Annotated in this window: 16 protein-coding genes; 15 read left to right on the top strand and 1 reads right to left on the bottom strand. The window is 37.3% G+C overall.

All coding sequences use genetic code 11. The features are described from left to right. Window positions 1-92 precede the first annotated feature (92 nt). The 8 genes from E0E02_RS00575 (at window position 93) to E0E02_RS00540 (ending at window position 6,364) form a co-directional block, all read left to right on the top strand. On the top strand, window positions 93-752 hold the full coding sequence (locus E0E02_RS00575; RefSeq protein WP_133017543.1) for a CBS domain-containing protein: 660 nt from the start codon (window positions 93-95) through the stop codon (window positions 750-752). A gap of 92 nt (window positions 753-844) precedes the next feature. Then, window positions 845-1,471: a dTMP kinase gene (gene tmk / locus E0E02_RS00570; RefSeq protein ID WP_074564243.1), complete on the top strand. Its 627-nt coding sequence runs from the start codon at window positions 845-847 to the stop codon at window positions 1,469-1,471. A 19-nt stretch (window positions 1,472-1,490) separates the two neighbouring features. Further along, complete coding sequence (locus E0E02_RS00565; RefSeq protein WP_074564241.1) at window positions 1,491-2,366, top strand: DNA polymerase III subunit delta'; 876 nt, start codon at window positions 1,491-1,493, stop codon at window positions 2,364-2,366. Further along, window positions 2,363-3,163 carry a regulatory iron-sulfur-containing complex subunit RicT gene (ricT, locus tag E0E02_RS00560; protein ID WP_039696432.1) on the top strand — a complete coding sequence of 267 codons (801 nt, stop codon included), beginning with the start codon at window positions 2,363-2,365 and terminating at the stop codon, window positions 3,161-3,163. Before E0E02_RS00565 ends, ricT begins: the two co-directional genes overlap by 4 nt. Continuing rightward, window positions 3,156-3,476 (top strand): DNA replication initiation control protein YabA, encoded by a 321-nt coding sequence (gene yabA, locus E0E02_RS00555; RefSeq protein ID WP_039696433.1) that lies wholly within the window; start codon window positions 3,156-3,158, stop codon window positions 3,474-3,476. The genes ricT and yabA overlap by 8 nt, the downstream gene beginning before the upstream one ends. A gap of 9 nt (window positions 3,477-3,485) precedes the next feature. Next, window positions 3,486-4,355 carry a 16S rRNA (cytidine(1402)-2'-O)-methyltransferase gene (gene rsmI, locus E0E02_RS00550; protein WP_133017542.1) on the top strand — a complete coding sequence of 290 codons (870 nt, stop codon included), beginning with the start codon at window positions 3,486-3,488 and terminating at the stop codon, window positions 4,353-4,355. A 351-nt stretch (window positions 4,356-4,706) separates the two neighbouring features. After that, window positions 4,707-5,942, top strand: coding sequence for an ammonium transporter (locus tag E0E02_RS00545; protein WP_074564236.1), 1,236 nt, complete (start codon window positions 4,707-4,709; stop codon window positions 5,940-5,942). Window positions 5,943-6,022: 80 nt separating this feature from the next. Further along, window positions 6,023-6,364: a P-II family nitrogen regulator gene (locus tag E0E02_RS00540; RefSeq protein WP_039696436.1), complete on the top strand. Its 342-nt coding sequence runs from the start codon at window positions 6,023-6,025 to the stop codon at window positions 6,362-6,364. A 115-nt stretch (window positions 6,365-6,479) separates the two neighbouring features. On the opposite strand, the gene E0E02_RS00535 is transcribed toward E0E02_RS00540, so the two are convergent. Beyond that, on the bottom strand, window positions 6,480-7,109 hold the full coding sequence (locus tag E0E02_RS00535) for a copper homeostasis protein CutC (protein WP_133017541.1): 630 nt from the start codon (window positions 7,107-7,109) through the stop codon (window positions 6,480-6,482). 134 nt (window positions 7,110-7,243) lie between these two features. On the opposite strand from E0E02_RS00535, the gene serC reads away from it, so the two are divergent. The 7 genes from serC to E0E02_RS00500 all read left to right on the top strand — a co-directional run bounded on the left by serC (window position 7,244) and on the right by E0E02_RS00500 (window position 14,236). After that, entirely contained in the window at window positions 7,244-8,335 is a 1,092-nt protein-coding gene (serC, locus tag E0E02_RS00530; RefSeq protein ID WP_039696452.1) for a 3-phosphoserine/phosphohydroxythreonine transaminase, read from the top strand. A 111-nt stretch (window positions 8,336-8,446) separates the two neighbouring features. Further along, on the top strand, window positions 8,447-9,625 hold the full coding sequence (locus E0E02_RS00525) for a phosphoglycerate dehydrogenase (protein ID WP_133017540.1): 1,179 nt from the start codon (window positions 8,447-8,449) through the stop codon (window positions 9,623-9,625). An 89-nt stretch (window positions 9,626-9,714) separates the two neighbouring features. Next, on the top strand, window positions 9,715-10,071 hold the full coding sequence (locus E0E02_RS00520; RefSeq protein WP_133017539.1) for an arsenate reductase family protein: 357 nt from the start codon (window positions 9,715-9,717) through the stop codon (window positions 10,069-10,071). A 154-nt stretch (window positions 10,072-10,225) separates the two neighbouring features. Next, on the top strand, window positions 10,226-11,998 hold the full coding sequence (locus tag E0E02_RS00515; RefSeq protein WP_165937122.1) for a histidine kinase: 1,773 nt from the start codon (window positions 10,226-10,228) through the stop codon (window positions 11,996-11,998). Further along, the gene (locus tag E0E02_RS00510; RefSeq protein WP_039696457.1) at window positions 11,976-12,575 is read left to right on the top strand and encodes a response regulator transcription factor; all 600 of its coding nucleotides are present in this window, start codon (window positions 11,976-11,978) and stop codon (window positions 12,573-12,575) included. The genes E0E02_RS00515 and E0E02_RS00510 overlap by 23 nt, the downstream gene beginning before the upstream one ends. Window positions 12,576-12,773: 198 nt before the next feature. Further along, window positions 12,774-13,550 (top strand): AAA family ATPase, encoded by a 777-nt coding sequence (locus tag E0E02_RS00505; protein ID WP_074560755.1) that lies wholly within the window; start codon window positions 12,774-12,776, stop codon window positions 13,548-13,550. 8 nt (window positions 13,551-13,558) lie between these two features. Beyond that, window positions 13,559-14,236 carry an ABC transporter ATP-binding protein gene (locus E0E02_RS00500; protein WP_133017537.1) on the top strand — a complete coding sequence of 226 codons (678 nt, stop codon included), beginning with the start codon at window positions 13,559-13,561 and terminating at the stop codon, window positions 14,234-14,236. The last annotated feature ends 6 nt before the right edge of the window (window positions 14,237-14,242 follow it).

The raw sequence follows: 14,242 nt of genomic DNA, 5'->3' as shown, positions 1-14,242 counted from the left end.
TGCCCTTTCTTGTTTCAGCCTTTTTCACCTTTTTAGGAATCGTTTGCAGTTTGTGATATAATAAATATAAGAAAAATAAGCGGAGATTAATTATGGCAGTTAAAGATTTTATGACGAGAAAAGTTGTCTACGTATCACCAGATACAACGGTCGCTCACACAGCGGATATGATGCGAGAACAAGGATTGCGCCGCTTGCCAGTTATTGAAAATGATAGACTTGTTGGTGTTGTTACTGAAAGAACAATGGCTGAAGCAAGTCCGTCAAAAGCGACTAGTCTTTCTATTTATGAAATGAATTATTTGTTAAACAAAACCAAAATCCGAGATATTATGGTTAGAGATGTTGTCACAGTTTCACCTTATGCCAGCCTTGAAGATGCTGTTTATGCTATGATGAAGAATCAAGTTGGAATTCTCCCAGTTGTTGAGGCAGGTCAAGTTTTCGGTGTGATTACTGAGAAAGATGTGTTTAAAGCTTTTCTTGAAGTTTCAGGTTACGGAGAAGAAGGGGTTCGTGTTATCATAACAGCAGATGATACTGTTGGGACTTTAGCTAAAATTGTTGATACGATTTCTGCTGATAACCTTAATATCAAGCGCACAGTAGTTGCGACACGTAGATCTGGTAAGGTAGCTATTGAGATTCAAATTGATGGCAAAGCAGATGTAACAGATTTGCGTGAAAAATTGATTAAGCAGGGGATTCAAGTTGATGCGATTGAATTGACATCAGCTAAAGTTATTGACTAAGGAATATATAGAAGCATTGCTAAGATTAGCAGTGCTTTTTTGCATGATTTTTGATAAAATAGAAGTAAAGAAAATAGTATTAAGGAATTTTCATGAAAAACGGTATAATCATTACATTTGAAGGTCCAGACGGGGCTGGAAAAACAACAGTTCTTGAAAAAGTACTTCCAGTTTTGCAAGAGAAGGGCTATGATATTGTAACCACACGTGAGCCTGGTGGTGTTGAAATTGCAGAACGCATTCGTGACGTTATTTTAGATGTTAAGCATGTTGCGATGGATAGTAAAACAGAGTTGCTTCTTTATATGGCAGCTAGACGTCAACACTATGTTGAAAAGGTTTTGCCGGCTTTAGAAGCTGGTAAGGTGGTCTTGATTGACCGTTTTATTGATAGCTCAGTAGCCTATCAAGGAGCAGGGCGTGGACTTGATAAGGATATTATCGCTAAGTTAAATGAATTCTCAACTGACGGTAGAGAACCTGATTTGACGCTTTATTTTGACGTTGAATCGGAAATCGGATTGGCTCGAATTGCCAAAAATGCTGATCGTGAAGTTAATCGTCTTGATTTGGAAAAATTAGACATGCACAAGCGTGTTAGACAAGGATATCTAGCTTTGGCTCAGACAGAAGAACGTATTGTCACTATTGATGCGTCTCGTGATCTTGATCAAGTTGTTGCAGAAGCAACACAAGTGATTCTTGAGCATTTAAGCTAAAAAAAGTAAAGGAATTAAAATGGATTTAGAGTGCTTGCAACCCCAACTTTTTAAAGACTTTAATCAGATTTTAAAATCAGATAGGATGAACCACGCCTATCTTTTTTCAGGGGATTTTGCCAGTTTTGATTTTGCGCTCTATCTTGCCAAAAGTCGTTTCTGTGAGAATTTGCATGACGGTAGACCTTGTGGAAAATGTCGTGAGTGTCAGTTGATTGATGACAATGATTTCTCAGACGTTAAAGTGGTTAAACCGACTGGACAGATTATCAAGACGGAGACGATTCGTGAAATGATGCGTGACTTTTCACGTTCAGGATTTGAAGGAAAATCACAGGTTTTCATTATTCAAGACTGTGAAAAGATGCATGTCAACGCTGCTAACAGTCTTTTGAAATTCATTGAAGAACCTCAAAGTTCTTCTTACATGATTCTATTGACTAGTGATGAAAGCAAGGTGCTTCCGACGATTAAGAGTCGTACACAAGTCTTTCGTTTTCCAAAAAACAAAAAGCTTTTGGTCGAACAAGCTGAGAAAGCTGGCATTCTGAAAACTCAGGCAGATATCTTAGGTGAATTGGCTAAAACCCCAGCTCATTTAGATGAGTTGATGGCTGATAAAAAGATTTTAGACTTGCTTCAGACGATTGAACGCTTTATCTCAATTCTCTTTAAAGATAAAGCAACAGCGTATTTGGAAACAGGACGCTTGGTTCAGGCGGCACCTGAAAAGTCTGAGCAAGAACTAGTTTTTCAACTGCTCCCTTTGTTCTTAGCAAAGCAGTTTAATCAAAAAGAGAGTCTAACTTATTTAGAGAAAAGTTATAAGGCACAGCAAATGTGGAGAAGTAATGTTAGCTTCCAAAATGTGCTAGAATATATGGTGATTTCATGACAGAAGTATTGAGTGTAAAATACGAAGAAACAGGCAAAGTTGTCTATGTTTTGCCAAACCAAAACTATCAAGTTGGTGATTATTTAGTCATCAAGAATAAAAAAGGTTGTCGCTTAGCTCAAGTTGTGACAGCTAATGAAGATATGGACGAGGTTAAATTACCTGCTGAAATGGATAGCGTCCTTCGTCAAGCAAATGATAAAGATTTTCAAGCTTATCAAGAGAATATAACTTTGGCGATGAATTCATTTGACAAAGTAAATGAGTTGATTGAGGCTAATCAGCTTAAAATGAAAGTCATCGACATTGTCTTTCCTTTGGAAAGAAGTTATGTCTTGATTACATTTTGTGCGGAAGACCGTGTGGATTTTCGTCAGCTTTTGCGTGATTTAGCGGCCCACTTCAAAACACGTATTGAACTTCGCCAAATCAATAGTCGTGAAGAAGCACAAGTTTATGGTGGTGTTGGCCCTTGTGGCCGTGCCCTTTGTTGCGCTAGTTTCTTAGGAGAATTTCCACCGGTATCGATCAAGATGGTTAAAAATCAAGGTATGTCACTTAGCACTGGAAAAACGGCTGGTATCTGTGGTCGTTTGATGTGCTGTTTGAGCTTTGAGGATGAATTTTATAAAACCTCTAAGGAGAAATTCCCTGATTTGGGGACAGAAATTGAAACAGTTGATGGATTAGGAGTTATTGCAGGAATCGATGTCTTTTCTGACACAGTTAAGGTAAGATTACCTGAACGACACACTCTTTTAACTTATGCTTTAGAGGAGGTCAAAGTACGTGGATAAAAAAGAATTATTTGATGCCTTTGATGGCTTTTCACAAAATTTAATGATTACCTTGGCTGAAATTGAAGCCATGAAAAAACAAGTACAATCTTTGTTAGAAGAAAATACGGCTCTTCGACTTGAGAATGACAAATTACGCACTCGTCTTTCTCAATTAGAACAAGAAGCTCCTGTAAAATCTTCTAAACAAGGTAAGAAATATATTGAAAGTATTTACCATGATGGTTTCCATATTTGTAATGACTATTACGGACAACGTCGTGAAAATGACGAAGAATGCATGTTCTGTATGGAAGTCTTAGATAGGGAGTAGTTATCTGATATGAAAGTACAAAAAAGTTTCAAAGGTCAGAGCGACTACGGGACACTGTATCTTGTTCCAACACCTATTGGTAATCTGCAAGATATGACGTTTCGTGCAGTAGAAACGTTGAAAGCAGCAGATTTTATCTGTGCTGAAGATACTCGAAATACAGGTCTCTTGTTGAAGCACTTTGATATTACTGTTAAACAAATTAGTTTTCATGAGCATAATGCTTATGAAAAAATCCCAGAGTTAATCGAGCTTTTGAAAGCTGGAAAAAATTTGGCACAAGTATCAGATGCGGGGATGCCCTCTATTTCTGACCCAGGTCATGATTTGGTGAAAGCGGCGATTGCTGAAGACATTACAGTAGTTGCTCTTCCTGGTGCTTCAGCGGGGATTACAGCTTTGATTGCAAGTGGTCTAGCACCGCAGCCTCATATCTTTTATGGCTTCTTGCCACGAAAATCAGGACAGCAAAAAGACTTTTTTGAAAGTAAAAAAGCTTACCCTGAAACTCAAATCTTCTATGAATCACCTTATCGTGTGGCAGATACCTTAGAGAACATGTTAGCTGTCTATGGTGACAGACAAGTTGTTTTAGTCCGTGAATTGACAAAACTTTATGAAGAATACCAACGCGGCGCAATTTCAGAACTTTTGGATTACATTACTGAAAATCCGCTAAAAGGTGAATGTTTGTTAATCGTATCTGGTCAAGATGAAGAAGCACAAGCTGAAAAAGCAGCTGAAGACTTAAATCCGGCAGAACTTGTAGCTAGTTTAGTCGAAGCTGGAGACAAACCTAACCAAGCTATTAAAAAAGTTGCCAAAACTTATGGTTTAAATCGCCAAGAAGTTTATAACGCTTATCACGGTATTTCATAAAAAACATTAAAAATCGGGATTTTTCCCCGATTTTTTAGTTTGTTTACAATCATATGTTAGAAAATATAACATATATAGTTATAAAGAAAACGAACTAAAAACTAACATCTTGTGTATTTTTTAAATCATGCTAAAAGCTTTTAAAATAAGGCTTTTTGTGCGATTTAGACTAGCATATTTCTCTGACATCACTTGTTATAAAATTAAAAAATTCAGAAAATTTATCCAAAAACTCTTTACTTGTCCAAAAAATAGTGTTATATTATCTAACATAAAAATCTAACACGATGTTAGAGATTTTGAGTTTGGTTTTAAAAATTAAAACCTTAGAAAATAAAAGGAGTTTTTGATATGGATGCAGGAAGTATTGCTTTTATGATTATCTGTGCTGGCCTAGTCTTCTTAATGACACCTGGCTTAGCCTTCTTCTACGGTGGTTTAGGAAGACGTAAAAATGTCATCAACACTATGATGATGTGTGCGATTCCTATTGCAGTTGCTTCAGTAATGTGGATGGTTTGTGGTTACTCCCTTTCATTTGGCGGGAACGGAAGTCTTATTGGTAACTTCTCTCATCTATTCTTCAAAGGTGTTAGTGAATCAGCTAGTACGCGTGGCTTAGCTATTCCAGATGCTTTGTTTGCAGCTTTCCAAATGATGTTCCCAATTATCACAGTTGCGATTTTGACAGGGGCAGCAGCAGGGCGCATGCGATTCACACCATTAGTCATTTTTGTTGTTTTCTGGTTATTGTTGGTTTACTTCCCATTTGCACATATGGTTTGGGATGAAGGACTTTTGGCTCAATGGGGTACGATTGACTTTGCCGGTGGTGATGTAGTTCATATTACTTCAGGGGTTTCTGGTTTGGTATTAGCCATTCTTCTTGGTAAACGTCGTGACTATGACCGTTTAGAATATCGTCCTCATAATGTTCCGTTTGTTTTCCTTGGTGCAGGACTTCTCTGGTTCGGTTGGTTTGGATTTAACGCAGGTTCTGCTTTAGCAGCTAATGGTCTTGCAGTTCATGCTTTTGTAACAACTCATATTTCAGCAGCGGCAGCAATGCTATCTTGGTTGCTTGTTGAAAAAGTTTTAACTGGTAAATTCTCACTTGTCGGTGCTTCAACTGGTTTGGTTGCAGGACTTGTCGCTATCACACCTGGCGCAGGTTTTGTATCAACATGGAGTTCACTTTTAATTGGTCTTTGTGTAAGCCCAATTTGTTATTTCGCTATTTCAGTTCTTAAGAGCAAATTTGGTTACGACGACGCACTTGATGCTTTTGGTTGTCACGGTATCGGTGGTATCTTTGGTGGATTGGTAACAGGACTTTTCACAACACCAGAACTTGCTCTTGATAAACACAATATTGGTTTGATTTACGGAAATGCACATCTTTTCCTAGTAACAATCGCAGCTATTATTTTCACAATCGTTTGGTCAGCAGTTGCTACATTCATCATTGTTAAGATTATCTCAATCTTTACAAGTATTCGAGTTGAAGACCGTGCCGAAGCTATTGGTCTTGATGACAGCGAACATGAAGAAACAGCTTACCCAACTTTCATGGGATTGGATTCATAAGCAGCAACGTTTGGCTTGTCGAAAATTAAAAACTGAGTTAAACTAAGTTACAATAGAGACGTTTAGAAAGGGTGTACATTATGAAAAAAATCGAGGCTATTATTCGTCCAGATCGCTTGGAAGATCTGAAAGATGCCTTATCAAAGGCTGGTTTTACAAAAGGGATGACCGTCAGCCAAGTTTTAGGGTATGGTAACCAACGAGGTTTTGCAGAATATGTTCGTGGTCAAAAAATTGTTCCAACATTGCTTGCAAAAGTCAAAGTTGAAATCGTTACTCATGATGCAGCGGTTGACGAAATTGTAGATATTATCTGCAAAGCTGTTCACACTGGAGAAGTCGGAGATGGGAAAATCTTTATTCTTCCCATCGAAGAAGTCATCCGTATTCGTACAGGTGAACGTGGAGGAGACGCCGTTTAGGTGACAAAGATATCTCCAAAATTAAAATAAATGTGATGGAAAATCCGAGTTCAAATGAATTCGGATTTTTTGGTATAAAAAAAGCACCTTGTCATCACAAAGTGCTATAGGGTTATTAACAGATTTTAGTTCCGTGTGCAGCTTGGGCGCCAGTTTTTTCAATCAATTCTTGATAATTATTAGCTGTAACACCACCGCCAATCATGATTTCAATGCGTCCGTCGGCGTAATCAACCAGTTCTTTAAGGTGGTCAACATTTTCAAAAATATCGTTATTGTCTGAAGAACCGTGTGTCAAAATACGTACAAAACCAAGCTCGACAAGTTGGTCAATAGCTTCTTTTTGATCAGCAAGAGGAATTTGGTCAAATGCCATATGAAAGACTAGTGGCAAGCCTTGAGTTGATGGAAGAAGTTGTTCAATCCCTTCAACATCGATGTGGTTATCTTCAGTTAAAAGCCCAAGGACTAGGTTGTCACTTTCTAATTCTGCTGCACGAAGAATATCATCTTCCATGATTCGAAGTTCGCTATCATTGTAGACGAAGTTACCACCACGTGGGCGAATCATTGTAGCGAGTGAGATTTCTTTTTCGTGAAGATAGCGCGCAGCTTCTTTGATGACACCGTATGACGGAGTTGTTCCACCAACGGCTAAATTGTCACAAAGTTCGACACGTTTAACAGATGAGTCAAGTTGGCTGAGCAAAGTTGTGTTTTCAGCACAAAATTCTTTGATAATCATTTTTTCTCCTTAATGTTTGTTATTTACTATTATAACATGGTTATTCATAAATATTTTGGATAAAAATCCGTAAAAATCTTTACAAAATTCAGAAAATTGTGATATAATTTATACCATTATACGGAGGTATTTTTATGACAATTTACAATTTCTCTGCAGGTCCTGCAGTGTTACCAAAACCAGTGCTTGAACAAGCACAGCGTGAAATGCTTGACTACCAAGGTAGCGGCATGAGTGTTTTAGAAATGTCCCACCGTTCCAAAGAGTTTGATAATATCATTAAAGAAGCTGAAAAATTATTGCGTGAATTGATGGCAATTCCAGATAATTACAAAGTAATGTTCCTTCAAGGTGGAGCATCTACACAATTCACTATGCTTCCTTTGAACCTAGCTAAGGGACGTAAGGCATATTATCTAGTTGGTGGATCATGGGGTAAAAAAGCTTATGCTGAAGCTGTTAAATTGTCCAAATCCGTTCCTTTTGAACCCTTGCTCCTAGCCTCGTCAGAAGATACTGTATACGATCATATTCCTACATTTGATCCTAAAGATATTGACCCTGAAGCTGCATACGTTCACATCACAACAAATAACACCATCGAAGGAACTTCTATTTATGACCTTCCAGATACTAATGGTGTGCCAATTGTTGCGGACATGTCTTCAAATATTTTAGCGGTTCGCTACAATGTTGAAGATTTCGCATTGATTTATGCAGGTGCTCAAAAAAATATTGGTCCTGCTGGTGTGACTGTTGTTATTGTTCGTGAAGATTTCTTGAATGATGAGCCAACACTTTCTGCAATGCTTGATTATCGTATCCAAGCTGAAGCGGGCTCTCTTTACAATACACCACCTGCATACAGTATCTATATTGCAAAACTCGTCTTTGAATGGGTAAAAGCTTTCGGTGGTGTTGATAAGATGGAAGCTGCTAACCGTGAAAAATCAGGACTTTTGTATGATTTCATCGATCAATCAGATTTCTACACAAACCCTGTTAAGAATCCAGCAGAACGTTCAGTAGCAAATATTCCATTTGTGACACCAAGTAAAGAACTTGATGCTAAGTTTGTCGCAGAAGCAACACCGTTAGGCTTTAAGAATATTAAAGGTCACCGTTCAGTTGGTGGTATGCGTGCAAGTCTTTACAACGCCTTCCCTCGTCAAGGTGTGCTTGATTTGATTGAATTCATGAAAAAATTTGAAGCAGAAAACAAATAAGGCTTTCTGTCAATGATTCTGATTAGGAATAAATAAGATTTTTCTTTTATAGCGATATAAGCCATTTGAGTCTGAGATTTTATCCCAGGCTCTTGGTGTAAAGGGGTAATTATGGTATACAGTGTTAAAACATTTAATAATATTAATCAAGTCGGTCTTAAAGAATTAGGAAATCAGTTTCAAGTTGATGGGGATTTAGCAGAAAATCCAGATGCTTTTATTCTTCGTAGTCAAAATCTTCACGGCATTGAATTTCCTGAAAATCTAAAAGCAATTGCCCGCGCTGGTGCAGGGACAAATAACATTCCAATTGCTGACGCAACAGCAGCAGGGATTGTAGTATTCAACACTCCAGGAGCTAATGCCAATGCGGTTAAAGAAGCAGTTCTTGCCTCTATTTTAATGTCAGCGCGTGATTACATCGCAGCTAACGCTTGGGTCAATACTCTTTCAGGTGATGACGTTCCAAAACAAGTCGAAGCTGGCAAAAAACAATTTGCAGGGAATGAAATTTCTGGTAAAACGCTTGGCGTCATCGGACTTGGTGCTATTGGCGGACGCATTGCCAACTACGCCCAACGTCTTGGGATGAACGTTTTGGGTTACGACCCATATGTTTCTATTGAAACAGCTTGGAATATCTCTCACCATGTCAAACGTGTTGATGATGTCAAAGAGATTTTTGCAAATTGTGATTACATCACTGTTCACGTGCCATTGACTGATGAAACACGCCATACATTTGATAGCGAAGCGTTTGGTTTGATGCAAAAAGGAACTGTTGTTATCAACTTTGCGCGTGGTGAGTTGGTTGATAATGCAGCACTTTTTGAAGCTATCGAAGCAGGTGTTGTGAAACGTTACATTACAGACTTCGGAACTGAAGAGTTGCTTAACAAAGATAAAATCACTGTCTTCCCTCATGTAGGTGGTTCAACAGCTGAAGCTGAACTTAATTGTGCTATCATGGCTGGTAAGACAATTCGTCAATTTATGGAAACTGGTGAAATTACAAACTCAGTTAACTTTCCTAATGTTCACCAAGCTTTGACAGCGCCATATCGTATTACATTGATTAACAAAAACGTGCCAAATATCGTGGCAAAAATTTCAACAGCTGTCTCTGAATTAGGTATTAATATCGATAACATCATCAATCGCTCAAAAGGTGATTATGCTTATACTTTGCTTGATCTTGATGAAACAGACAAAGCTAAAGTTGATCATTTAGTAGCCAACTTTGAAGCAAGCGATAATATCATTCGTGTTCGTTTGATTGCTAAGAAATAATAAAGATGAGCTGAGATTAAATCTCGGCTCTTTTTGTCTTTATTTGATATAATGAGGAAAATGATTTCTTGTTAGCAAAGGAGTAGAAGATGTTTACTTTTTACGAATATCCAAAATGTAGCACATGCCGTCGTGCTAAGGCAGAATTGAAAGAATTAGGGGCTGATTTTGAAGCGATTGATATTACGCTAGATACGCCAAAGACTGATCAAATTAAGTCATGGATTGAAAATTCTTCTTTTACAATCAAAAACTTTTTCAACACTAGCGGTCAAGCTTATCGTGCACTTGGCTTGAAAGACAAGGTTGATGGCTTAACGGTTGATGAGGCTGCTGACTTACTTGCTTCTGACGGTATGTTGATTAAGCGTCCTGTTTTGATTAAAGATGGTATAGTAGTGCAACTTGGTCACCGAAAATCATATGCGGAATTATTGAAAGACTAAGAATGATTTCCTGAGTTTGACTCAGGATTTTTTTAGTTTTGCAGTCCTTAAAAAATCAGAATATTTAATAGTTCTATCTTATTTCATGATATTTTTTGCTATAATAGTTCCATATCACACGATTTGAGGAGTTTTATGGTAAAGGAGTTGAGAGATGTTTAGGATAAGTAAGACAGTTTGGCTGAGAATATCCTTGCTGATATTTTTAGTGATTGGGGCGTATTATTTTACTTTTACAAGCCATCACCATTATCTGGGAGTTGAAGCTGATTTTAAAAATGGTAATTGGCGAGTTACAGATATTCACAATGGTGGCTTAGCCAAGGAAACAGAACTTTCTGAAGGAGATCTTCTTTTAAAAATTGATCAGCAAGAGAGCAGTAAAAACGTTTTGCTGAATAAATGGCTAATTGTTGAACAGGCAAAATCTGTTCTTGTCGAGCGTAATCATCAGGAAAAACAGATTGTTTTTAAGGGAAATCAGTCATTTAAATCTTTGTTTCTTATTTTTGAGGCGATAGCCTTTGTGTTGTTAGTTTGGGCGATTTTACCTTTAAAAAAAGATAAGACGAGTCGGTCAAGTAAGCGATATAGCTTGTTTTTAATTGCGACAGCATTTTTTCTTAGTTCCCTGATACCTTCGAGTATGGGAGATACTTTAGGGCGCTTATTTGTGGTTTTGTATATTACCTTGCTTCCTTTTTTCATTGATGTTTTTTGGCGAGCAAGTATTCTTAAAGAAGCGGCAACAAAATTGTCTTTGTTTTCAAGGATTGTTATGGGGTATTCTTTGGTGACCGTTTTGATTTTCATTTTGGTCCAAGAGTTCTCACTTCCTTTGATTTTTGTGAAATATTTATCTGGTGGTATTTTTTATGTCAGCTTCTCGTTTTTGTTGATATTAGGTGCTCTTTCTTTGGTAAAGGATTATTCATCATTTCTTTTGCAGAAGGTTAATTTAATTTTATTGACGCTGCTTAGTCTGATTCCTTTATTTATTGGTTATGTTTTTCCTTTGCCTTATGACCTTCCGTTTTCGTGCACGATTCCTCTGTTATTTCTTCCGATTACGGGAGCTGTGAATCATTTAATTGTCAATCGTTTAACGGTGACGAGAACGCACTTGCCCTTACCTGTGGTTTACATTTTGGAGGCTGTTGTGTCAACTTTTGTCATGATTTCCTTTACAGTTATGATGAAATTTATGCCAATATGGTTTGTGGCGATTTATTGTTTCTTGTTTATTTTGTGTTCTTTGCCGATTATCAAGGATTTTATGGACATGGCAAAGCAGCTAAATTATCGTCTGGATGGGCAAACAATTTTTTCTGCCGTTGAGATGGAACGTGAGGACATTGCCATCACTATTCATGACACAATCATTCAAGAGGTGATTTACCATAAAAAACAAATTGAGTCTGCAGGAGACGTCGACAAAAGTGAGGTCTTGAATACTTTGGATGATGTTGTTTTTGAACTGCGTGAGCTGTGCTCTAACATTTATCCTTTGATGATTAAGGAACTTGGCTTGAAAAATGCTACTTTGGAACTCTTGAGTAAGTTCCAGAAAGAAGAACCAGTAACGATTGAACATGAGATGGCTTTTGACAGTTATCATTTTGAAAGTCGAGTGAGTAATTTTATTTTACGCTCGATAAAGGAATTGATTACCAATAGTATTTTGCACGGTAATGCTAAGCAGATTAAGTTAGCTATGTTTGAGTCGGAGGATCAGCTTGTGGTTGAAGTTTCTGATGATGGTAAATTTGTTGAACGGCCAGATGACCACAAGAGCCATTTTGGACTTAATGTGATTGCTGAAAAATTGGCACTTCTAGGTGGTGAATTGCAAATTGAAAAGTCACCAACCAAAGTCAGAATGCTATTGCCGAAAGGAGATAAGAATGATAAAAATAGCAGTGATTGATGACCACGAGTTGGTTTTACAAGGCATTTGTACACAATTATCTCAAGAAGAAAAATTTGACATTGTCGGTGCATTTACAGAAGTTGAAGAGTTGAAACTCTGTTTGTTGTGTAAAAAAGTGGATGTTCTAATCATGGATTTGATGTTGAAGGATATTCATGGTTTTGAGTTGATTGAACAATTAAAGCAAATGCACATTGATTTTCCAAAGATTATTCTCATTTCAGGATTTTATGAGCCGATGTTGCACAAGCGTGCCAATGAACTTGGTGTCAAAGCTTTTTTGCCGAAAGAGACATCTTGTACGGAATTAACGAGTACTATTATCAATGTCGCTAATGGGAATTGTGTCATTCCAGATAGTCTTTTAGAAGGTCAGAAAAAGCAATTGTTGACAGAGGTTGAATTGAGCATTTTACGCTTGATTGCTGAAGAATACTCCAATGCTCAAATTGCTAAAGAATTATTTATCAGCAGACGAACAGTTGATACCCATGTGACCAACATTTGCACGAAATTAAACGTTACAGGGCGAGTAGGTGCTGTACGAGAAGCTGTCAAATTAAAATTAGTCTAATTTTGAACTAAAAAGGTAAACAGATATTCGTAAATTACGGATGTCTGTTTTTTTGCGCTTTTGTATGATTGAAAGGTAAGGAAAAATGGAAAAGGAGAGTATGGATGATTTGATGCGATATAAGGTAATGAAAGGAATTTGACTTAAGTGTTTTTTATTATGTTTATCATGATATTAGTTTAATGGGAAAATGAAGAAATGTACAAAAGGGAAATCAGACTGGTTATTTCGGGAACCTATTCAACTGGGAAAACGACAACAGCAACGGCATTGTCAATTGCAACTGGGATACCTTTGATTAATGCGCTGTCTGCTCGTGAAATTTTAACTGAAATTTATCCAGGTAGGAGATTTCAAGACATGAATGCTACTGAGCTCATGACTTTGGGATTAAAGAGATTTGAGGAGAGAATAAGAGAAGAGGCAATTCTGTACAAAGAAAATTCTAGCTTTATTTCAGATGGTTCGGTACTAAACGAATGGATTTACGGAACGGTTCGATTAAAAATAGGATTGAATCCTGGGTCAAGTTTCATCCATAGATTATCAAAAGCGATTTTAGGAATTCCTGGGAAAAGTTTCTATCGCAAATACATGGATGCTTATGGTCAAGTCGCGAAAATGCATTCGAAAATGTGGTATACCGATGTGGTGCATTTACCAGTAGAGTTTGCTATGGACCCAGATGGTCATCGGCCAGTATCAGAAAAATACCGAACGTTATCTGATCTTGAAATTCAAGAAGGGTTTGCTGCAATTGGCAAACAACCTGAGCTAGTAACAGGCAGCCAAGAAGAACGCTTGGAAAAAATTATCAAACACTACGACCTGCCAATCGTAGTTCCAATTAAAGAAGCTGTTGCTAAAGCAGAGGAGATTATTGCAAGTAACAGAGAAGCGGTGTCAAAACGCATTATTGAACAATATAAGGAACCGTCATTAAAAGAAAAAGTTAAGTTTTTAACAGAATTTTAGGAGATAAGATGATTACATTTCAAAATATTAGTAAGATTTATCAAGTTGGAGACCAAGAAGTTAAGGCTTTGGATGATGTATCATTTTCAATTGAAAAAGGGAAGTTTACCATTATTTTAGGACCCTCTGGATCTGGTAAAAGTACCATGCTAAATCTACTTGGTGGTATGGATCAAGCAACGAGTGGTAAGTTTTTATTTGAAGATACTGATGTGACGGGACTTAGTGACAAAGATTTATCAAAATACCGCAAGGATGTTGTTGGCTTTGTTTTTCAATTTTATAACCTTGTTCCAAGTTTAACGGCTTTGGAAAATATTAGCATCGCAGCTCAGTTGACTAAAAATGCAAAGCAATCCGAACAATATTTGGAAAAAGTTGGTCTTAGTCATCGTAAAAATAACTTTCCAAATCAGTTATCTGGTGGTGAAATGCAGCGCGTGTCAATCGCAAGAGCTTTAGCTAAAAAGCCAAAACTTTTGCTTTGTGATGAACCGACCGGAGCTTTGGATTCGAAAACTGGTCAGAAAATCATTGACCTCTTGAAGGAAACATCTGCTGATAAAGATGTGGCAGTTGTGATGGTAACACACAATGCAGAATTTGAAAAATATGCAGATAAAGTCATCTATTTAAAAGATGGTAAAATTGATGCTATTGTTAACAAAGATGCTCAAAATGGATAGATTGGA

This window comes from Streptococcus sp. KCJ4932, assembly GCF_004352745.1.
GTDB lineage: Bacteria > Bacillota > Bacilli > Lactobacillales > Streptococcaceae > Streptococcus > Streptococcus ruminicola.
Note: the sequence above shows the minus strand (reverse complement) of the source record. Positions and strands in the feature narration are given on the sequence as shown.